Below are 18,663 nucleotides of genomic sequence, written 5' to 3' on the forward strand. Positions count from 1 at the left end.
AAGGTCCGCTTCTCCATATAGATTTCGGCGCAAACGTGATGGACTGAACGTTACCGCACCGCGAACGTAACGCAGAGCTCGACGGCGGCGTCGAGCGGAAGGCGTGACGGCGCGAATGCCGTCCGGGCATGCGTGCCCCGCTCGCCAAGACGATCGGTGAAGATGCGGGACGCAACGTCGAGGATCGCCGGTTGTGCGGTGAACCCATCGGCGCTCGCCACGTGCCCGTCGAGCCGCAACAACCCATCGAGCGCCGCGAAACCGCCGGTCGCCGCCCCAATCTGCGCGAGGACGTTGAGCGCAGCGATCTCGCAAGCCAGCCGGCCTTGATCGGGCGTCAGCTCCGCCCCGATGCGTCCTTTGAAGACCAACACGCCGTCGCGGATTGGGAACTGCCCGGATACGAAACCAACCCTATGGCGGATGATGACTGGCGCGTAGCCCCCTGCCGGTGCGGGGGGCTCGGGGAGCGGAAGCAGCGCCATGATCAAGCGACCTCGAACACGATGTTGCCCGTTGCATCGCCGGCCGCAAGTCGTTCGTGCGCCAAGCTAGCCTCGTCCAGCCTGTAGGTCCGGTCGAGCGTGGGACGAATTGTACCTTTCCGCACCTGCTCCAATCCCCATTCCAGATCTTCGACACCCCCCATCAGCGTCCCTGCGATCCGCTTCTGCGGAAAGAAGACCGAACGGACGGGTAGCGTCGCCTCCAGGCCCAGAACGTTGCCCATCAGCACTGTTAGGCCTAAGGCTCGTGTCGCCTCGACCGATCGCGCGAGGCTCGGCCCGCCGAGGTTGTCGATGGCGACGTCCACCCCGCCGTTCGACCACTCTCGCACGCCGTCCAGCGCGCCGTCCTCCATGCCCACTACGAGGTCGGCGCCGAGGCGTTCGACGAACTCCCGCTTGGCGGGTGTCCGCACTGTTGCCGCCACGCGCGCCCCGAGAGCCTTGGCGACCTGCACCATGAACGATCCGGTCCCCGACGCCCCGGCTTGGACTAGGACTGTGTCCCCCTCGGCCACCTCACCGACGATCTTGACAGCGCGCACGGCGGTCACGAGCGCCATGGGCAGCGTCGCGAGATCGACGGAGGTAAGGTCACTAGAGGCCTTCAGCGTCCAACGCGCCGGAACTGTCATGTACTCCGCATAGGTGCCGTGCTGGACCAGCCCTCGGATCGCATAGGAGGGGGAAGCGGCAAGGGCGTCCGCCCCCGCATCATCAGGATCGGTTGGGTAGCCTGGCATCGGGATGACCCGGTCGCCCGGCACGAAGCCGATGACGTCGTCCCCCGCATCCTCGACGACGCCGACCGCGTCCGACCCCAGCACGTGCGGGAAGGTTAGGTCCGGGTTGACACCGCCCTCGCGAATGTAGTGGTCAAGCCGGTTAAGCCCGGCGGCCTCGATCCGCACAAGCAACTCGTGCGGCTTCGGCTTAGGCTTGGGCAAATCGGCGGTTTCGAAGACGGAGGGGTCGCCGAAGCGGGTGATGGTTGCGGCACGCATGGTGGCTTCCTTGGTTCTGGCGAGAGACTTGGTTATAGAATGAGACCAGAGGTAACGGAGGATGTTAGACCCATGGAAGACGGCACTAATTCCCCACTCGGTTCCCTTGAAGGAACCGCAGTGGCATGGCCGGACGATTACTTCGACGGACTCTACCAGGGAGAGTATGACCCCGAGATTTGCCCTGTGCGCCACGTGCTCAAGGGCATCGCTGACAAGTGGACGATCCTCATCCTCGCCGCGTTGAAGGCCGGCCGGCAGCGCTTCTCGCAGATCAAGCGGCTCGTACCGGACGTGTCGCAACGGATGCTGGCGCAGACCTTGCGCAAGCTGGAGCGGGACGGCTACGTCATTCGAGAGGTGACGCCGAGCATCCCGCCCCGTGTGGATTATGAGTTGACCGATATGGGCCGATCACTGGTTAAGCAACTAGCACCGCTCGCCCGGTGGGCGGACGAACATCGCTCGGCTGTCGGTCGCGCTCGAGCTGAATACGATAATAGGAACGACTGAGCCGGCCGATAGGGTTGCAGCCATGTGGAAAGCTCGGTTGGAACAGCGCTGTCTTTGCAACACCGTGGTTTCTGGGTTTCAGAACCGTTGGATAAGCAGGCCTGGACCGATATCGAACACCCTGTTGCCACCCAAGCACCATCTTCAGAATCTGACATTCGTGCACTGCCCGGCACCAGGTAAAGTGAGCTCAAAGCGGCCATAGTCCGTCCAACGGGACGAGCATCGCGAGCTGGCCGTCTGGATCGTCATCCCAACTTCCTCCGCCAACTCGGTGACCGTCAGAGCTTTCCCGCTCATCAACACAGTCAGCATGTTGGCGCGGGCAGGGTCGCCGATCAACGCGGCAACATGGGAAGTGTCAGGGCCTTCTTTCATAGTTCGACCCTAATCGAAGCATTTGCAAGAAACAGACGCCTAGGGTTGGGAAAGCCAACAGATGGATTCCCTCATGCTGACCTGCATTACCCGTGACTACAGCATGTTTGATCGGGCGCAGGCTCCGGCGGATAGCCGGAGAGCGCACACGGCATGAGTTCGGCCAAGTTGCGGACAGAGCTGCCTCTACTGGCCCTTCTCGCGTTTCTTTGGGGGTCGTCTTACCTCTTAATCAAGGTGGCCGTGGCCGAGATACCACCGGTCACGCTGATCGCTCTCCGCGTTCTCGGCGCGGCCATCTTCCTGCTACTCGTGATGGGCGCACGTTCCGAAAGGCTGCCCCGCGATGCGCGCACGTGGCGGATGTTGTTGGTGCAGGCCGTGTTCAACAGCATCGGAGCCTGGACCGTTCTCGCCTGGGGACAGCAGTACGTCGAGTCAGGCCTCGCCAGCGTTCTGAACTCCACCTCACCGGTCTTCGTCTTTCTCATCACGGCGCTCGTGACGCGCCACGAAGCACTCAACGGGCGAAAGCTGGTAGGCGCTGTTCTCGGAGTGTTGGGTGTTGCGCTGATCGTCGGTGTGGATGTCCTGCGCGGTCTTGGCGATCAGGTCGCCGGGCAGCTCGCTTGTCTGGTTGGAGCCGTTCTTTATGCAGGTGCGGCGATCTACGGCAAACGCTTCAATCATGTCAGCGCGATTGCTACGGCCACCGGTACAATGATCTGGGCATCACTTGTTCTTGTGCCGCTTGCTTTGGTGCTTGATCAACCGTGGACCCTGACACCCAGTCCAACGGCTCTCGCAGCAACGGTGATCCTGTCGATCGTCTGCACCGGAGTCGCGCTCCTGATCTACTTCCGGCTGGTGCGCACGCTTGGGTCCATGGGAGTCGCAAGTCAGAGTTATCTGCGAGCGGGCATAGGCGTGGTGCTAGGCGTGCTGCTCCTCGGTGAGACATTCACTTTTCCAGTCGCAGCAGGGCTTTGTGCCGCAATCGCCGGAGTCGCATTGATCAACTGGCCAGCCAAAGGAAGGGCTTAATCCCTAGCTTGGGCAATTAAGACCGGACATTCGCTGCACTTTGGCGAATGTCCAACCTGGGCTCAAAGCGGCCATAGTCCGTCCAACGGACGAGCATCACGGGCTCGGAAGGAAAGCAGCAGTTACCTTCCCTTCTCAACACTATGGCGACACGGTCCAATCGAGAAAGCGGCAGGTAACGGCTCAGCCCCTGCAGGGCCCATGCCCCCCATCACCGAGGCACCGACAGCGCGTTGAGCACGTTCTGTTTCTGCCGCGTCGGATAGCCAGCCTCGAAGGTTGGGATGCCGTCACGGGCCGCAGTGTTGAGCTGCTTGTTGACGGCTTCGCGGGTGACACCGAGAAGCTGGGGGATCTCCGACTGGGAAAGCTTGAGGCCGATGCGCGTGCCGTGCTGCACCGCTCCCTACTGAAACGACGCTGCCCGCGATGCGCGGATCTCGCGCTTGGCGGCAATCAAGTGTTCGGCGAGTTCGAAGCAATCGGTCTGCAGGAGTGAGTTACGTCGCCAATGCAGTGCGATCTCATGTTTCGCCTCGGCGTGATCGATGCGCCGCACCACGAAGTCCGGGTCGCGGATTGCCTCGGCAAGGGCGTAGAGCGAAGGCAGCACGGCGACGCCTGCGCCCATAACGGCCATCTGGCGCACCGCATCGAGGCTCGCACCCTGATAGTCGCGGCTGACGTAGGTTCCGGCCTGTTCGGCAAGGCGCTCGACGATCTGCGCCAGCCGATATTCGGAACTGAGGGAGAGAAGCGGCCTGTTCGCCAGATCGGCCAGGGAGATCGGAGTTCTTGCTGCGCTCAAGACGTCGTCGGGTGCCGCACAGGCCCAAAGCGTTTCGGAGAAAAGGATTTGGCTGGCGACATCGAGATCGTTCGTCGGCGTGCCAATGACAGCGTCGAGACGACCCTCCTTGAGCATCGACAGCAGCAGCGAGGTCGATCCCTCTTGAACCATCAGGCGTAACTTCGGGTGTTGTCGGTGCAGCCTTTTGTTCGCGACAGGCATGAAATACGCACCGATGGACGGCAGGACACCGATTGTCAGTTTGTCGCCGAACAGGCCGACCGCTCCGCGTGCAACCGCTCTGAACTCGCGGACCTCGCGCAAAATGACCTTGGCGCGTGGCAGCAGCTTTTCGCCGGGCGATGTCAGTTTGACCCTGCGGGAGGTGCGTTCGAACAGGGTCACGCCCAGCTCTTGCTCCATGGTGGCAAGCTGTTTCGACAGGCTGGGTTGGCTGACCGCCAGTGCCCGAGCCGCGAGGCCGAAGGCACCGTGATCCGCGACCGCCACGAAATACTGCAATTGTCGCAGGCTCGGGCGAGAGGGGAACTCCACATTCATGCCCGAAAGCTATGAATAGCCGAGGAAAAATCAATTAATATTATCGTTTCGGTCTCCCCATCTGCTGGTCGTTCAGAGAAACAAACCAGTCACTTGCCAGGAGATCGTTTATGATCAAGACGTTCGCAGCTGTCTCTCTTGCCGCCCCCCTCTCCCTTGCCATCGCGGTTTCTAGCGGAGCTGCGTTCGCGTCAGCCACAGCGGAACTGACCGAAGACCGCGTTTCGGAGTTCAAGACCGCTTGGGGCGAAGGCATCGTCGCTATCGGCGCCGTCCACAGCGACGGCGGAGACTACGAAGCAGCGGCGCGCGAACACATCTCGACCTTCTATGCCTACGAGGAGAACACCGTTCTCTTTAAACCGACGCTGGCAAGCGAGCAGCAGTTCCGAGGCACCTTCGATGAGGCTCTGTCCTACTTCGTCGGCGGAAGCATCAGCGAGGACGGCGGCTTCGCGATCACCCCCTTTACCGCCGTTCGCTGGGAAAACGAAGGGACGCTCATCAACGGCGACACGGCTCTGGCGATGGGCAACTACTACTTCACGACCACCGATGGGTCCGAAGTGAAAGTCGAATACACCTTTGGTCTCGAGCAGATGGCTGACGGGGACCTAAAGATTGTCCTGCATCACTCATCGCTGCCCTTCACGCCAAGCTGATCAAGGCCCAGGCTGACAAAGAGGCGTTGAGCGAGGTGGCGGTCGCCACCTTGCTCAACGCAGCCCTTGCACAAGTCGGACGGACGCGAGAGTTGGACCAGGTGCTCCTGCACCCTTCTCAACGCGGCGCCGACAGTGCCTTGAGCACGTCCTGCTTCTGCAGCGTCAGGTAGCCGGCCTCGAAGGTCAGGATACCGTCGCGAGCCCAGGCGTTGAGCTGCTTGTTGACGGCCTCGCGGGTGACGCCGAGGAGCTGGGCGATCTCCGACTGAGAGAGCTTGAGGCCGATGCGCGTGCCGTCGTCGGTGTCGTAGCCGTGGGCGATCGCCAGCGACAGCAGGCGCTTGGCCAGCCTTGCCCGCAGGTCCAGGAAGGCTGCGTCGATCACGAACTCGTTAGTCTGGCGCAAGCGCTCGCAGAGCATCTCAATGATCGGCCGGGCCAGCTTCGGCTCGCGTTCCAGCAGGGCCAGGAAATCGGCCCGGTGGATCACCACCATCTCGCTCTTCTCCACCGCGCGGGCATCCGCCGTGCGCTGCAGGCCGTCGAGCAGCGCGATCTCGCCGAAGACATCGCCCGGCTCCATCAGGGCCAGGGTCAGTTCCTTGCCTTCGGCGCCGGAAACGGAAATGCGGATCGCGCCAGAGCTAACGGCATAGAGCGCGCCGCCCTCGTCGCCCTGGCGGAACAGGGTCTCGCCCCGCCCCAACCGCTGTACGCGGCTGGTGCGCACGAGGCTGTCCAGCAGGCGCGGTTCGATCTCCGAGAAGAGGAAGTGCCCGCGAATCAGAGCCGCGCGCTCTTCCGGTCCCAAGGTGCTGCCAGTTTTTGTGGCGGCCGCCATCTGTGCCGTCTCCAACAGAGTTGTATCCTTAGTCTTAGGGCCGGACAGGCCGGATGAGCAAGAAAAAGGGAGGCCTAAAGGGCCGCCGTGTCCGCGAAGCGCTGCGCCTCTGCCTCCGCCCGCTCCGCGTCCGCCGCCCGGTCGGTCATGCGGCAGAGCCGCGCCTGCTGGCGCAGGATCGTCGGACTCTGAGGCTTCGCGGTCAGGCGCTCGGCCAGCAGCCCGCGCGCCCTGGAAGTCAGCTTGCCGCGCAGGGCAGCCTCCGTGGCCGTCCAGGCGATCACGTCCCGTTGGGCGTGGCTGCCACCGAAGCGATGGGCCGCGGGGCGCGCCAACTCCAGCTGCTCAACCGCCGTTTCGTAGTCGCCCCGGGCGAAGGCCCGCAGACCGAGGACGGCGGGCAGACCGGCGTCGCGGGTCATCATGCCGTTGCTGCCGCCCTCGCCGGCCCGCGCCTGCAATCTCTCGATCAGGCGGTCCGCCAGATCGAAGCGCTCGGCCCCCAGAAAGGTCATCATGGCGTGCAGGTCGTTGAAGGCGTAGTAGCCGTCCTCCGCCTGATCTTCGTAGACCGTCAGGGGGTCTTGCCAGCGTGCGCCCACATCGACGCCCATCAGGCCGAGCCGCCAGAGCAGCGCCGCCGCGTCCAGCATCTCCATCGCGATCTCGGTGTGCTGCGGATGGACGCCGTTGTCGTAGAGCTTCAGCGCCTCGTCGGTCTCCCCCCGATCCAGATGGAACAGCGCCAGGTGCCACCAGACGTGATAGGCTAGGAAGCTGTCGGGTGCCCAGTCAGCCTCGCGACCGCGCAGATGGGCGATGCCCTCTCCGGCCCGGCCCTGCATCTCCATCACGTGAGTCACGGCGTGCACCGCCCAAGGGTCGCGCGGCTGCATCTCCAGCGCGCGCAGTCCGCTCTCCTCGGCCTGGGCATAGTGGCCGCTTTCCTCCTCCCCGAAGGCGCGCATGCCGTAGAGGTAGGAGTAACCCGGCAGATCCTCGCTCCAGGCCGGCAGCACCGCCGCGATGCGGTCGCGCAGCATCTGATTCTGACCGAGCAGAAAGTCGGTCAGATGCGCGGTCTGCACGGCCACCAGATCCTGCGGGTGATCCATGGCCAGCGCACCCCAGAGCGCGTTGCCCCGGTGCCAGTCGCCACCGATCCAGGTCTTGGCCGCCGCCGCGTGACGGCGCGCCGTCTCACCGGCCTTCGCGCCGAGATCCTCGATGGCCGCCACCAGCGCCGCCGTCTCTGCCTCTAGCGGCTGTTCGCTGGTGGTACAGTTGAGTGCCGCCTTAGCGGCGAGCGCCTCGGCGAAGGTCGGATCGGCCTCCAGTGCCTTGTCCAAGGTCGCGACCGGGTTGTCGGTGAAGGAGGCGAATTCGAGAACGGCCGTGTCATAACGGTCGGCCGCAGTTCGATCGACCGTGGTAAGCGGCAGTCCGCGCGCGTCGCGCATGGCGATCTCTCCCAAGCTGAGCATTCTTGTCGGTCGATGACGACCGGTCGCCGACGTGATCGCGGCGATAACCGGAAGCTCGATGAGACACGCACGGCAGGCTGTGAGACGGCTCACAAGCCAGCATGGGCGGTCGCCACCACTGTGTCGAGTTTCACACCTGGTGACCGCAAAAGTAAGGCTGAGCCTCGCGGGTCACCCGCGAGGCACCCCTCAGGCGGCGATCGCGGGCTCCAGGCCGGCGACCTCCTCCAGTCCGAGCATCAAGTTCAGGTTCTGAACCGCCGCACCGGACGCGCCCTTGCCCAAGTTGTCGAGTACCGCCGAGATCAGGCAGCGCTCGCCCGAAGGATCCGCGAAGACATGCAGTTCGACGTCGTTACTGCCGTTCAGGGCCTGCGGATCCAGCGCCCCCGCCGCTTCCTGGGGCATGACCCGCAGGAAACGTTGACCGGCATAGGTCGAGGCCAACGCGCTATGGACCTGCGCCGCTGTGGGCTGGCCGGGCAAGGCCCAGAGATGCAGCGGAACGGAGACCAGCATGCCCTGCCGATAGCGTGCCACGGACGGCTGGAAGATCGGAGCGTGGCTCAGGCCGCTGCAGAGCTGCATTTCCGGCAGGTGCTTGTGCTGCAGGTCGAGGCCGTAGGCGAAGACGTCGGGGCCGTCCGGCGCATCGCCCTCGTAGCGTGCGATCAGGGCCTTGCCACCGCCGGAGTAACCCGAGACGGCATTGATCGTGACCGGGCTGTCGGCCGGCAGGAGGCCCGACTGAACCAGGGGACGCAGCAGCAGGATCGCACCGGTCGGGTAGCAGCCCGGATTGGCCACGCGCTTGCCGGCGCGCACGGCCTCGGCCTGCGCCGCGTCCATCTCCGGCAGTCCGTAGACCCAACCCTCCGCCGTGCGATGGGCCGTGCTGGCGTCCAGCACCTTCGTGTCGGGGTTCTCGATCATCGAGACAGACTCGCGCGCTGCCGCATCGGGCAGGCAGAGCACGGCCAGATCGCAAGTATTCAGCGCCTCGCGCCGGGCCTCGGGGTCCTTACGGCGGTCTTCCGGCAGACGCAGAAGCTCCAGATCGCGACGGCCGCGCAGCCGGGAGACGATCTGCAGGCCGGTGGTACCGGCGTCGCCGTCGATGAAGACCTTGGGACCCATGAGCCATGCCTCCGGATAGGGATCGCCGGGCAGAAGCGGAGCGCTTCGGCTATCGGCGATCAATCGCGGTCGAGGCCATCCGGGGGTCAGCCGGAGGATCGACCCCTACAGATAGCCTCAAAAGATCCGCCGCGCCAAGGCCGCAAGCCGTCCGACGGATCGCGAGATCAGGCCGCCTCGCGGTCGCTGGTCCGGGCCTCGGGCTCGTAACCGAGGTTGGGGGCCAGCCAGCGCTCAGCCTCCTCCAGGCTCCAGCCCTTGCGGAGAGCATAGTCCTCGACCTGGTCGCGGCCGATCCGGCCGACGCCGAAATAGCGGGCCTGGGGATGGGCGAGATACCAGCCGGAGACCGAGGAGGGCGGCGTCATCGCGAAACTCTCCGTCAGCGTTACCCCGATGCGGTTCGGCACCTCCAGCAGCTCGAAGAGGGTTTGCTTCTCCGTATGGTCCGGGCAGGCCGGATAGCCGGGCGCCGGACGGATCCCACGATAGTCCTCGGAGATCATCTCCGCGTTGCTCAGGGATTCCGCAGCGGCGTAGCCCCAGAACTCCTTGCGCACCCGCTCGTGCAGCCGTTCGGCAAAGGCCTCGGCAAGGCGGTCGCCGAGGGCCTGCAGCAGGATCGACTCGTAGTCGTCACCGGCCATCTTCAGGCGCCGGGCCTCCGCTTCGATCTCGGCGCCCGCCGTCACCGTGAAGGCGCCCAGCCAGTCCGGCTTGCCGCTGTCCTTCGGCGCGATGAAGTCGGCCAGGGACAGGTTGGGGCGCTTGCCGTCCCGCTTCATCTGCTGGCGCAGGCAATGGGCCAGCGCGCGCACCTCCGTGCGGGACTCGTCGACGTAAAGCTCGATATCGTCGCCGACCGCGTTGGCGGGGAAGAAGCCGAAGACGGCGCTCGGCTTGACCCAGCCGCTCTCCAGCAAACCCTTCAGTCGGTCCTGAGCATCGGCGAAGACACCACGCGCGGCCTCGCCCACGACTGAGTCCTCTAGGATGTCAGGATAGCGGCCATGCAGTTCCCAGGTCGCGAAGAAGGGCGTCCAGTCGATCCGTTCGATCAGCTCGTCCAGCGGGTAGTCCTCAAGAACCTGAAGTCCGGAAACCTTGGGCTGCGGCGGCTCGTAGGCGGCCCAGTCGATCGGATCCCGGTTGGCCTGCGCCTCCGCGAAGGGCGCGCGGGCAGGACCTTCACCTTTACGGCTGTACCCCTCCCGCAGTTTGTTGTAGTCGGCCGCGATCTCCGCGGCGTAGTCGCCGCGCCGCTCCAGCGACAGCAGCTGACCGGCCACGCCGACGGCGCGCGAAGCATCCGGCACGTAGACAACGGGGTTCTCGTAGTTCCGGTCGATCTTGACCGCCGTATGCACCTTGCTGGTGGTCGCGCCGCCGATCAGCAGCGGCGTGTCGAAGCCCAGGCGCTGCATCTCAGATGCGACGAAGCACATCTCGTCCAGGCTGGGCGTGATCAGGCCCGAAAGACCGATGATGTCGACCTCCTCGGCCTTGGCGGTCTCCAGGATTTTGGCGGCCGGCACCATCACGCCCAGGTCGATGACCTCGTAGTTGTTGCACTGCAAGACCACGCCGACGATGTTCTTGCCGATGTCATGCACATCGCCCTTGACCGTCGCCATCAGGATCCGGCCCTTCTTCTCCTGGGCGCCGGACTTCTCGGCCTCGATGTAGGGCAGCAAGTAGGCGACCGCTTTCTTCATCACTCGCGCGGACTTCACCACCTGCGGCAGGAACATCTTGCCAGCGCCGAACAGGTCGCCGACCACGTTCATGCCGGCCATCAGGGGCCCCTCGATCACCTGGAGCGGGCGCTCGGCCTGCAGCCGCGCCTCCTCCACGTCCTGCTCGATGAATTCCTGGATGCCGTGAACCAGTGCGTGGCTCAGACGTGACTGCACGTCTTTCTCGCGCCACTCCAGCGTCGCCTCTTCCTTCTGCGCGCCCTGCCCCCGGTAGCTTTCGGCGACCTCCAGCAACCGCTCGGTCGCGTCCTCCCGGCGGTTCAGGATCACGTCCTCCACCGCCTCACGCAGCGTTTCGGGAATCTCATCGTAGACGGTCATCTGACCGGCGTTGACGATGCCCATGTCCATACCGGCGGCGATGGCGTGGTAGAGGAAGCAGGAGTGCATCGCCTCCCGCACGACGTTGTTGCCGCGAAAGGAAAAGGAGACGTTGGAGACGCCGCCGGAGACGTGAACACCCGGCATCGAGGTGCGGATCTGCCGCGTCGCCTCGATGAAGGCCACGCCGTAGTCGTTGTGCTCGGGAATGCCCGTGGCGACGGCGAAGATGTTGGGGTCGAAGATAATGTCCTCGGGCGGAAAGCCGGCCTTCTCGGTCAGCAGACCGTAGGCCCGCTGGCAGATCTCGACCTTGCGCTCGATTGTGTCGGCCTGACCTTCCTCGTCGAAGGCCATCACCACGACCGCCGCCCCGTAGCGCCGCACCAGACGCGCCTGCTCCAGAAAGGCCTCCTCGCCCTCCTTCATGGAGATGGAGTTGACCACCGCCCGGCCCTGGACGCAGCGCAGCCCGGCCTCGATCACGCTCCACTTGGAAGAGTCGATCATGATGGGCACGCGCGCGATGTCGGGCTCGCCGGCGATCAGATTGAGAAAGCGTACCATGGCCGCTTCGGAATCGAGCAGCCCCTCGTCCATGTTGACGTCGATGATTTGGGCGCCGTTCTCGACCTGCTGGCGGGCGACCTCGAGGGCAGCCTCGTAGTCGTCCTCCATGATCAGCTTCTTGAAGCGCGCGGAGCCGGTGACGTTGGTGCGTTCGCCGACGTTGATGAAACTGCCGATCATGCGGCCACCTCTGCGACCGTCCCCTCATCTGACGTATCGTCATCTGACGTCTGGGCAACGAAGGGCTCCAACCCCGACAGTCGCAAGGCCGGCTTCAAGCTCGGTACCGCGCGGGGCTTGTGCTTCGCCGCGGCCTCGGCGATCAGCGCAATGTGGTCGGGACGCGTCCCGCAGCAGCCGCCGACAATGTTGAGCAGGCCCGAAGCCATCCATTCCTCCAGGTGCGCCGCCATGTCGTCGGGACTAAGATCGTAGCCGCCCAACTCGTTGGGCAGCCCGGCGTTGGGATGCGCAGAGACCGGCGTATCGGCAATCCGCGCCAGCTCCGCCACGTAGGCGCGCAGTTCGCTCGGTCCGAGCGCGCAGTTCAGGCCCACGCTGAAGGGCCGCGCGTGCCGTACGGAGTAGAAAAAGGCTTCGACCGTCTGGCCGGAGAGCGTGCGTCCAGAGAGATCCGTGATGGTGCCGGAGACCATGACCGGCCACTTGGCACCCAGATCCTCGAAGAGTTCGTCCAGGGCGAAGAGCGCGGCCTTGGCGTTCAGCGTGTCGAAGACCGTCTCGACCATGATTAGGTCGCTGCCGCCGCGCAGCAGGGCCTCTGCCGCCTCGCGGTAGTTCGCACGCAACTCCTCGAAATCGACGTTGCGCTTGCCGGGGTCGGAGACGTCGGGCGAGATCGATGCCGTCCGCGAGGTCGGGCCCAAGACACCGGCGACGAAGCGCGGCTTGTCCGGAGTGCTGAAGGCTTCCGCCGCCTCACGGGCGATCCGTGCCGCCTCGTAGTTGATGTCGGGTACCGCGTCCTCCAGACCATAGTCGGACTGGCTGAGACGGGTGGCGTTGAAGCTATTGGTCTCCAAGACGTCGGCGCCGGCGCGCAGATAGTCGTCGTAGATCACCCGGATCATGGCCGGCTGAGTCAGGACCAGCAGGTCGTTGTTTCCCTTGAGGTCCTCCGCAGCGTCAGCAAAGCGGTCGCCACGGTAATCCGCCTCCTGCAGCTTCAGAAGCTGGATCTCCGTCCCCATGGCGCCGTCCAGCACGAGGATACGTTGGGCCAAGGCATCGGCCAGCGCAGTTTGTCGATCGGACTCGGGTGTCAAGGACATGGGACTCCTGTGGGATTCCTGCCGGCTGGTACGCGCCTAGGCGGCGCTGCGGGGATAGCTGGATGGCAGCGCGTGATGGAGGCTGGAGGGCGTCTGCGCCTCCTCCTGCATCACGCCAGGCACCAGGGGGCGCAGGCCGTCTACCGCCAGCCGGCGCAGAGCCGCGTCGAGACCGGCCGGATCGACACCGGTGATCAACCGCGCGCCGGCGGCAAGGGCGGCGGGCAGTCGTTGCGGCGTCAGCTCCACCAGGGGAAACCGCCGGCCATCCAGCAGAGGCAGGCTCTGACCCGTTTCCGCTTGAGCCGCGCCCGCGGCCTGAGCCACGGCCTTAGTGTCGTCGGCGATCAAGGCATCGACGCCGCCGGCGATGAAGCCGGCGATCTGTGCGGCGGAGGCGCCCTCGACGCGCCCCAACAGGAAACGTCGCCGCCCCCGGCCCGGCACGGAGTCGATGGCCTGACAGCAGAGCTCGGCTGCTCCGTAGGCCAGTGCGAATCCAGCTTCCTCCAGATCGGTATCTTCCAGGGACGGCGCCTCGACGATCAGCAGATCGGCCCCAGCCTCCAGCGATGCGACCGCTGCCGCCCGCACGCGCAAGGCCCGCGTCAGGGCCAAGGCCTGAACGCAGCCGTCCACCCCAAGGAAGTCCCGTGCGGGGTCGTTCAGATCCGCTTCCGCCCTGCCCTGCTTGGCCGCCAAGGCACAGGGGTCCGCAGCGAGCAGAACCCGCTGTTCCAGCGCCTGTTCCAAACGGCGTGGCGTGAGAGCGTTGGCCACCATCAGGCGGCGGCCTCGCGCAGCTTGGCGGGGCTGGCCCAACCAAGCTCGCGACAGATATCGATGGTCAGGTCGGCGCGGTTCAGGGTGTAGATGTGGAAGCCCTCGACCCCCTCACCCTGCAGCCGGCGGCAGAAGGAAACCGCCGTCTCGACAGCCGCCTCGTGATGCGCCTCGGGCTGATCCGCCAGGGGCGCGAAACGAGCATCGAGCCAAGCTGGCACGCTGGCCCCGCACCTGCGGCTGAAGCTCGCGACCTTCGCGAAGTCGAAAATCGGCATGACGCCAACGACGATCGGTTTATCGATGCCAGCGGCCGCGACGCGGTCGCGATAGCGCAGGAACAGCTCCGGCTCGAAGACATACTGGGTGATGGCGTCATCGGCACCGGCGGCGAACTTGGCCTGCAGATGCGCCAGATCGGACTCACCGCCACGATAGTCCGGATGCGGCTCCGGATAGGCCCCGACCGAAACGTGCTGGGCGCCCAGCCGCTTCAAAGCCACGGTCAGCTCGGCAGCGCCAGCATAACCCTCGGGATTCGGCGCAAAGGCATCGCCCATCTCGGGCATGTCGCCACGCAAGGCCACGAACCGAGTGATCCCCGCGTCGATCCAGCCCTTGGCCAACGCGTCGGTCTCGGCGCGGCTGGCCCCAACGACCGTCAGATGCGCTGCGGGAACCGGTCCCGCCTGCCGACGCAGGCGCCGGAGCACGCGGTCGCTGCGGTCACGGCCGGACCCACCCGCGCCATAGGTCACCGAGAGATAGACGGGCTCCAGCACCGCCAAGCGGGAGACGGTCGTCCAGAAGCGCTCTTCCACCTTCGGAGCCGGCGGGAAAACCTCGAAGGACACCTGCGGGGTCCGCGACATGGGTCAAGCCTTCCTCAGTTCTCGGGCCTGTAGGGCGAAACGCTAACAGCGAGAGATTAACTGATCCGAAAACGCCAGCTTATAACGAGAGATCGACCTCAATATCTATATCAGCATATTGTTATATAGACAAGTTGCGACTTCATTAAGGCAAGGGTCCGGCGGCCCCGTTTTCCGCTACCTAGCAGCAGCGGAGTCACGCGGCGTCGAACGCCGGAGCCTAGGAATGGCAGGCGTGGTTAGGTGGGCAGCCTGATCAGGTCCTGCGCATCGAGCTGCAGGCCGACCTCCTCGCCTTGCCGAAAGGCGCGGCGGCCCGGGGCCTCGGCGACCAGTGGCTGCTGACCGACCCCCTCGACCACCAAGCGGGTCCGGTCGCCCAGGAACAACGCCGAAGCGACGCGGCCCGACAGAGTCGTTGCTCCCGGCGACGTGACCGTAACGGCCTCGGGACGGCAGAGATATTCGATCTCGACCGCATCCGGAGTGCCGTCCGACACCTGCAGCCGGCCGCCGGGAAGCTGCAGCCAGCCGCCGCGCAGAGAGCCGCGCAGCAAGTTCATGGTTCCGATGAACTCGGCGACGAAACGGTTTGTCGGTCGAAAGTAGATGTCGCGGGGCGGCCCGACCTGCGCCACCCGCCCCTGCTGCATGACGACGATACGGTCGCCGAGCGCCATGGCCTCCGACTGATCATGGGTGACGTAGATCGCCGTGACGCCCAGGCGGCGCAGCAAACCGTCGATCTCCACCCGCAGGCGTTCCCGCAGGGCGGCGTCGAGCGCCGTCAGGGGTTCGTCCAGCAGCAGCACCCGCGGCTGGACAGCCAAGGCCCGTGCCAGAGCCACCCGCTGGCGCTGTCCGCCGGACAGCTGATCACTGCGGCGGTGGGCCAGATCGCCGATTGCCATCATCTCCAGAACGGCGGCGACGCGATTCTGCCGTTCCGCCTCCGGCAGGCGCCGCACCCGCAGGCCGTAGCCGACGTTGCCGGCCACATCCATGTTGGGAAAGAGCGCGTAGGACTGGAAGACCATGCCGACCTGACGCTTCTCGATGGGCAGCGGCGTCACCTCCTGCCCGTCAAACAGCACCCGGCCGCCGGGGTCCGGCGCCTCCAGCCCCGCCACGAGGCGCAGCGTCGTGGTCTTGCCGCAGCCCGAGGGCCCCAGAAAGACGACCGTCTCGCCGCCTGCGATTTCCAGATCCAGCGGTTCCAACGCCCGCGTGCCGTCGGGGAAGGTCTTGGCGCAGCCCTGGAGCTGCACGGGCGTACGGACTGTCTGACCAAGTGTCATCGCGGCATCTCCAGCGGTCGCTCGCCGACCTCCGCCCGCTCCGCCTCCCGTTCCACAGGCGGTCGCACGGCCCTGGCCCGACGCTCCAGCCGACTCATAGCCTGCATCGCGATCAGCAGAGGAACGATCATGACGAAGAAAACCAGGGTGAAGGCACTGCCCACCTCCAGCCGCATGGAGGCATAGGAGTCCGCCAGACCGACGGGCAGCGTCTTGGTCAGCGGCGTGTGCAGCATCCAGGTCAGGTTGAACTCGCCGATGGAGAGGGTCACCACCATCAGCGATCCGGCGAGAATGCCCGAGCGGGCGTTGGGCAGCACCACCGTGAAGAAGCGTGTCCAGAAGCCAGCGCCAAGACTGGCCGCACCCTCCTCCAGGGTCCGCACGTCGATAGAGGCCAACACCGCCATGACGGCCCGCAGCATGAACGGCAGCGTGTAGAGCACGTGGCCGACCAGGATGAAGCCCCAGGACCGCCGGAACTCCCCGACCCCGCCGTAGGTCAGCAGCAGAGCCAGAGCGATGGCCAGACCGGGGATGGCGACTGGCAGCGTCACCACCTCCTCCACGAGGCGGGTCATCCAGCTCTGCCGCACGGCCAGCACGTAGGCCGCCGGCACGCCGATCAGCAGGGTCGCGAACAAGCAGGCCAGCGCGATCCCGAGCGTCAGCAGCAGCGTATCGCTGTAGAGCTCGAAAACCTGCAGCACCCATTTCAAGGTCAGGCCGCTCGACGGACCCTGGAAGAAGTTCACCGTGATGCCGGCGAGCATCGACAGCAGCGCCGGCAGAATCAGAAAGCCGCAGACCAGAAGCGTGAAGGCGAGCTGCGCCCAGAAGCCCCAACCGCGCCGTTTCGTGGACCCGCCCAGCATGGCGTCACCCCGCCGCCGCGACGGTGCTGCCGGCCAGGCTGCGCGACAGTGCCAGCACCAGCCAGGTCATGGCTCCCAGCACGATGGACAAGGCAGCCGCCGTCGCGAAGTTGGCGTAGAGCACGAACTCCGTGTAGATCGTCATGGGTAGCACGTCGATGTCCGTTGCCAGAGTGAAAGCGGTCCCGAAGGCCCCCATGGCGGTCGCGAAACAGACCGCGCCCGAGGCGAGAAAGGCCGGCATCAGCGCCGGCAGCACCACGTCCCGCAGCACGCTCCAAGGCCCGGCGCCGAGCGAGCGGGCTGCCTCCTCCAACGCCGGATCCAGCTTTTCGATGGCGGCCATGATGGTCAGGATCACGCGGGGAATCGAGAAGTAGACGTAGCCCATGAAAAGGCCGGCCATCGAATAGGCGAAGACCAGCCTGTCGCCGAAGAGCGCGTCCGTCACGCCGCCGATGGCGCCCTGGCGCCCGGCCAGCATGATTACCATGAAGCCTACAACCACTCCCGGGAAGGCCAGCGGAAAGGTCATGAAGGCGACCAACAGGTCGCGTCCGGGGAAGCTGTTACGCTGAAGGAAGAGACCCGCCGCCGTCGAGATGGCCAGCGTCACCAGAGTCACGCCGGCCGAGAGCAGAATGGTGTTGAGAAAACTCTCGAAGTAGCGCGGCGTCGTCACCACCGCCGTATAGGCTGCGACCCCCGCTTCCCCGCTCGCGCCGACCAGGATCAGGCGCGCGACGGGCAGCAGAAAGAAGGCACCGACAAGGATGGTCAGCGGAAGAAGCAGAACGAGGTGGCGGGACAGGTCGCGAGACATTGCAGAACGATCCGAAAGAAACGGGCCGGCGGGCCCTCTGCCTGAGGACCCGCCGGTCGCGATACACTGACTAGAGGGCGACCGCCTACCGCACTTCGTTGAGGTAGCGTTCGCCGAAGGCCTTCTGCACCTGCTCCATCTTGGCGTAGTCCACCGGGGTGGCCCGTGCGTACTCGCTGTCCGGCAGGAACTTCTCCGCGATCTCCGCCGGCAGCTCGATCGGACGCGCCGGCTTCAGGAAGGCATTGGTCCAGATCGTCTGCCCCGCATCCGACATGATGAAGTCCAGGATCTCCTTGCCCTGCTCCCTATTGGGAGCGTCGGCGACCAGGCTCATCACGTAGGGCACCACGACGGAGCCTTCGCAGGGCAGGACGAACTCGAAGTTGCCTTCCTCGGTGTACTTGGCGCGATAGGCGTTGAAGTCGTAGTCGAAGAGAATAGGAATCTCACCGGAGACCACGCGGGCGTACGAGGTCTGCTTCGGCACGATGGGGTCGTTCTCGGCCAGATCCTGGAAGTAGGCAATGGCCGGACCGAAGTCGTCCAGGTCGCCGCCCATGGCGCGATTGACCGCAACCGCCCCGGCGTAACCCACGAAGGCGCTGGAGGGATCGAGGTAGCCGACCATGCCGTCGTAGTCGGGCTTGGTCAGATCCGCCCAGCACTGGGGTACCGGCGCGTCGCCCAGGGCGTCGAGATTGACGAAGAGACCCAGCGTCCCGAAGTGCGTCGTGAACCAATGGCCCTCGGGATCCTTGAGACCCTCCGGGATCTCCTCGAAACCGACCGGCTTGTAGGCTTCGGTCACACCCTCGGCCTTGGCCTTGATGCCGAAGGTCACGCCATAGTAGGCAATGTCGGCTACAGGATTGCCCTTCTCCGCCAGCAACTGGCTGAGCGTCTGGCCGCTGTTCTTGTTGTCGTGGGGAATCTCGTAACCGAGCGCTTCCTCGATCGCATCGAGCTGAGAGGCCCAGTCCGCCCACTGAGGTGGGCAATTGTAGCAGATGGCGTCGGCTGCCTGGGCGGCCGGTAGCAGGGTAAACAAGGCTCCGGCGGTTGCCAGACCCAAAATCTCATCACGCATCGATCTTCGTCCTTTCCTCGTCTCAAAAACAGTCAGGCAATCGAGAGCTCTTCAGAGAT

Annotated in this window: 18 protein-coding genes; 3 read left to right on the forward strand and 15 right to left on the reverse strand. The window is 65.2% G+C overall.

The window, feature by feature from the left end; translation table 11 throughout:
• Positions 1 to 50: 50 nt before the first annotated feature.
• Both ACO054_RS09360 and ACO054_RS09365 read right to left on the reverse strand, forming a co-directional pair.
• The gene (locus tag ACO054_RS09360; protein WP_421710165.1) at positions 51 to 485 is read right to left on the reverse strand and encodes a RidA family protein; all 435 of its coding nucleotides are present in this window, start codon (positions 483 to 485) and stop codon (positions 51 to 53) included.
• A gap of 2 nt (positions 486 to 487) precedes the next feature.
• Positions 488 to 1,510: a quinone oxidoreductase family protein gene (locus ACO054_RS09365; protein WP_421710166.1), complete on the reverse strand. Its 1,023-nt coding sequence runs from the start codon at positions 1,508 to 1,510 to the stop codon at positions 488 to 490.
• Between the two features lie 72 nt (positions 1,511 to 1,582).
• On the opposite strand from ACO054_RS09365, the gene ACO054_RS09370 reads away from it, so the two are divergent.
• Entirely contained in the window at positions 1,583 to 2,023 is a 441-nt protein-coding gene (locus ACO054_RS09370; RefSeq protein WP_421710167.1) for a winged helix-turn-helix transcriptional regulator, read from the forward strand.
• A 531-nt stretch (positions 2,024 to 2,554) separates the two neighbouring features.
• Positions 2,555 to 3,445, forward strand: a complete 891-nt coding sequence (locus ACO054_RS09375; RefSeq protein WP_421710168.1) for a DMT family transporter — start codon at positions 2,555 to 2,557, stop codon at positions 3,443 to 3,445.
• A 211-nt stretch (positions 3,446 to 3,656) separates the two neighbouring features.
• On the opposite strand, the gene ACO054_RS09380 is transcribed toward ACO054_RS09375, so the two are convergent.
• Together ACO054_RS09380 and ACO054_RS09385 are read right to left on the reverse strand one after the other, a co-directional pair.
• Entirely contained in the window at positions 3,657 to 3,845 is a 189-nt protein-coding gene (locus ACO054_RS09380) for a helix-turn-helix domain-containing protein (protein ID WP_421710169.1), read from the reverse strand.
• A gap of 6 nt (positions 3,846 to 3,851) precedes the next feature.
• Complete coding sequence (locus ACO054_RS09385) at positions 3,852 to 4,796, reverse strand: LysR family transcriptional regulator (RefSeq protein WP_421710170.1); 945 nt, start codon at positions 4,794 to 4,796, stop codon at positions 3,852 to 3,854.
• A gap of 110 nt (positions 4,797 to 4,906) precedes the next feature.
• On the opposite strand from ACO054_RS09385, the gene ACO054_RS09390 reads away from it, so the two are divergent.
• Positions 4,907 to 5,458: a hypothetical protein gene (locus tag ACO054_RS09390; protein WP_421710171.1), complete on the forward strand. Its 552-nt coding sequence runs from the start codon at positions 4,907 to 4,909 to the stop codon at positions 5,456 to 5,458.
• Positions 5,459 to 5,576: 118 nt separating this feature from the next.
• Here ACO054_RS09390 and ACO054_RS09395 read toward each other — a convergent pair whose 3' ends face one another.
• From ACO054_RS09395 to ACO054_RS09445, 11 genes are all read right to left on the reverse strand, one after another.
• The gene (locus ACO054_RS09395) at positions 5,577 to 6,302 is read right to left on the reverse strand and encodes a Crp/Fnr family transcriptional regulator (protein ID WP_421710172.1); all 726 of its coding nucleotides are present in this window, start codon (positions 6,300 to 6,302) and stop codon (positions 5,577 to 5,579) included.
• Positions 6,303 to 6,376: 74 nt separating this feature from the next.
• The gene (locus ACO054_RS09400; RefSeq protein WP_421710173.1) at positions 6,377 to 7,762 is read right to left on the reverse strand and encodes a tetratricopeptide repeat protein; all 1,386 of its coding nucleotides are present in this window, start codon (positions 7,760 to 7,762) and stop codon (positions 6,377 to 6,379) included.
• Positions 7,763 to 7,975: 213 nt separating this feature from the next.
• Positions 7,976 to 8,923: an N-acetyl-gamma-glutamyl-phosphate reductase gene (gene argC / locus ACO054_RS09405; RefSeq protein WP_421710174.1), complete on the reverse strand. Its 948-nt coding sequence runs from the start codon at positions 8,921 to 8,923 to the stop codon at positions 7,976 to 7,978.
• Positions 8,924 to 9,090: 167 nt separating this feature from the next.
• Positions 9,091 to 11,751, reverse strand: a complete 2,661-nt coding sequence (gene metH, locus ACO054_RS09410) for a methionine synthase (RefSeq protein ID WP_421710175.1) — start codon at positions 11,749 to 11,751, stop codon at positions 9,091 to 9,093.
• Positions 11,748 to 12,863, reverse strand: a complete 1,116-nt coding sequence (locus ACO054_RS09415) for a homocysteine S-methyltransferase family protein (RefSeq protein WP_421710176.1) — start codon at positions 12,861 to 12,863, stop codon at positions 11,748 to 11,750. The genes metH and ACO054_RS09415 overlap by 4 nt, the downstream gene beginning before the upstream one ends.
• A gap of 36 nt (positions 12,864 to 12,899) precedes the next feature.
• Positions 12,900 to 13,646, reverse strand: a complete 747-nt coding sequence (locus ACO054_RS09420) for an LEPR-XLL domain-containing protein (RefSeq protein WP_421710177.1) — start codon at positions 13,644 to 13,646, stop codon at positions 12,900 to 12,902.
• Positions 13,646 to 14,518, reverse strand: a complete 873-nt coding sequence (locus tag ACO054_RS09425; protein WP_421710178.1) for a methylenetetrahydrofolate reductase — start codon at positions 14,516 to 14,518, stop codon at positions 13,646 to 13,648. The genes ACO054_RS09420 and ACO054_RS09425 overlap by 1 nt, the downstream gene beginning before the upstream one ends.
• Before the next feature lie 239 nt (positions 14,519 to 14,757).
• The gene (locus ACO054_RS09430; RefSeq protein ID WP_421710179.1) at positions 14,758 to 15,816 is read right to left on the reverse strand and encodes an ABC transporter ATP-binding protein; all 1,059 of its coding nucleotides are present in this window, start codon (positions 15,814 to 15,816) and stop codon (positions 14,758 to 14,760) included.
• Positions 15,813 to 16,691, reverse strand: coding sequence for an ABC transporter permease (locus ACO054_RS09435; protein WP_421710180.1), 879 nt, complete (start codon positions 16,689 to 16,691; stop codon positions 15,813 to 15,815). The genes ACO054_RS09430 and ACO054_RS09435 overlap by 4 nt, the downstream gene beginning before the upstream one ends.
• A gap of 4 nt (positions 16,692 to 16,695) precedes the next feature.
• Entirely contained in the window at positions 16,696 to 17,514 is an 819-nt protein-coding gene (locus tag ACO054_RS09440; RefSeq protein ID WP_421710181.1) for an ABC transporter permease, read from the reverse strand.
• An 85-nt stretch (positions 17,515 to 17,599) separates the two neighbouring features.
• Positions 17,600 to 18,604 carry an ABC transporter substrate-binding protein gene (locus tag ACO054_RS09445; RefSeq protein WP_421710182.1) on the reverse strand — a complete coding sequence of 335 codons (1,005 nt, stop codon included), beginning with the start codon at positions 18,602 to 18,604 and terminating at the stop codon, positions 17,600 to 17,602.
• Positions 18,605 to 18,663 lie beyond the last annotated feature (59 nt).

This window comes from Algihabitans sp., from assembly GCF_965226985.1.
In the GTDB taxonomy this organism is placed as follows: Bacteria; Pseudomonadota; Alphaproteobacteria; order Kiloniellales; family DSM-21159; genus Algihabitans.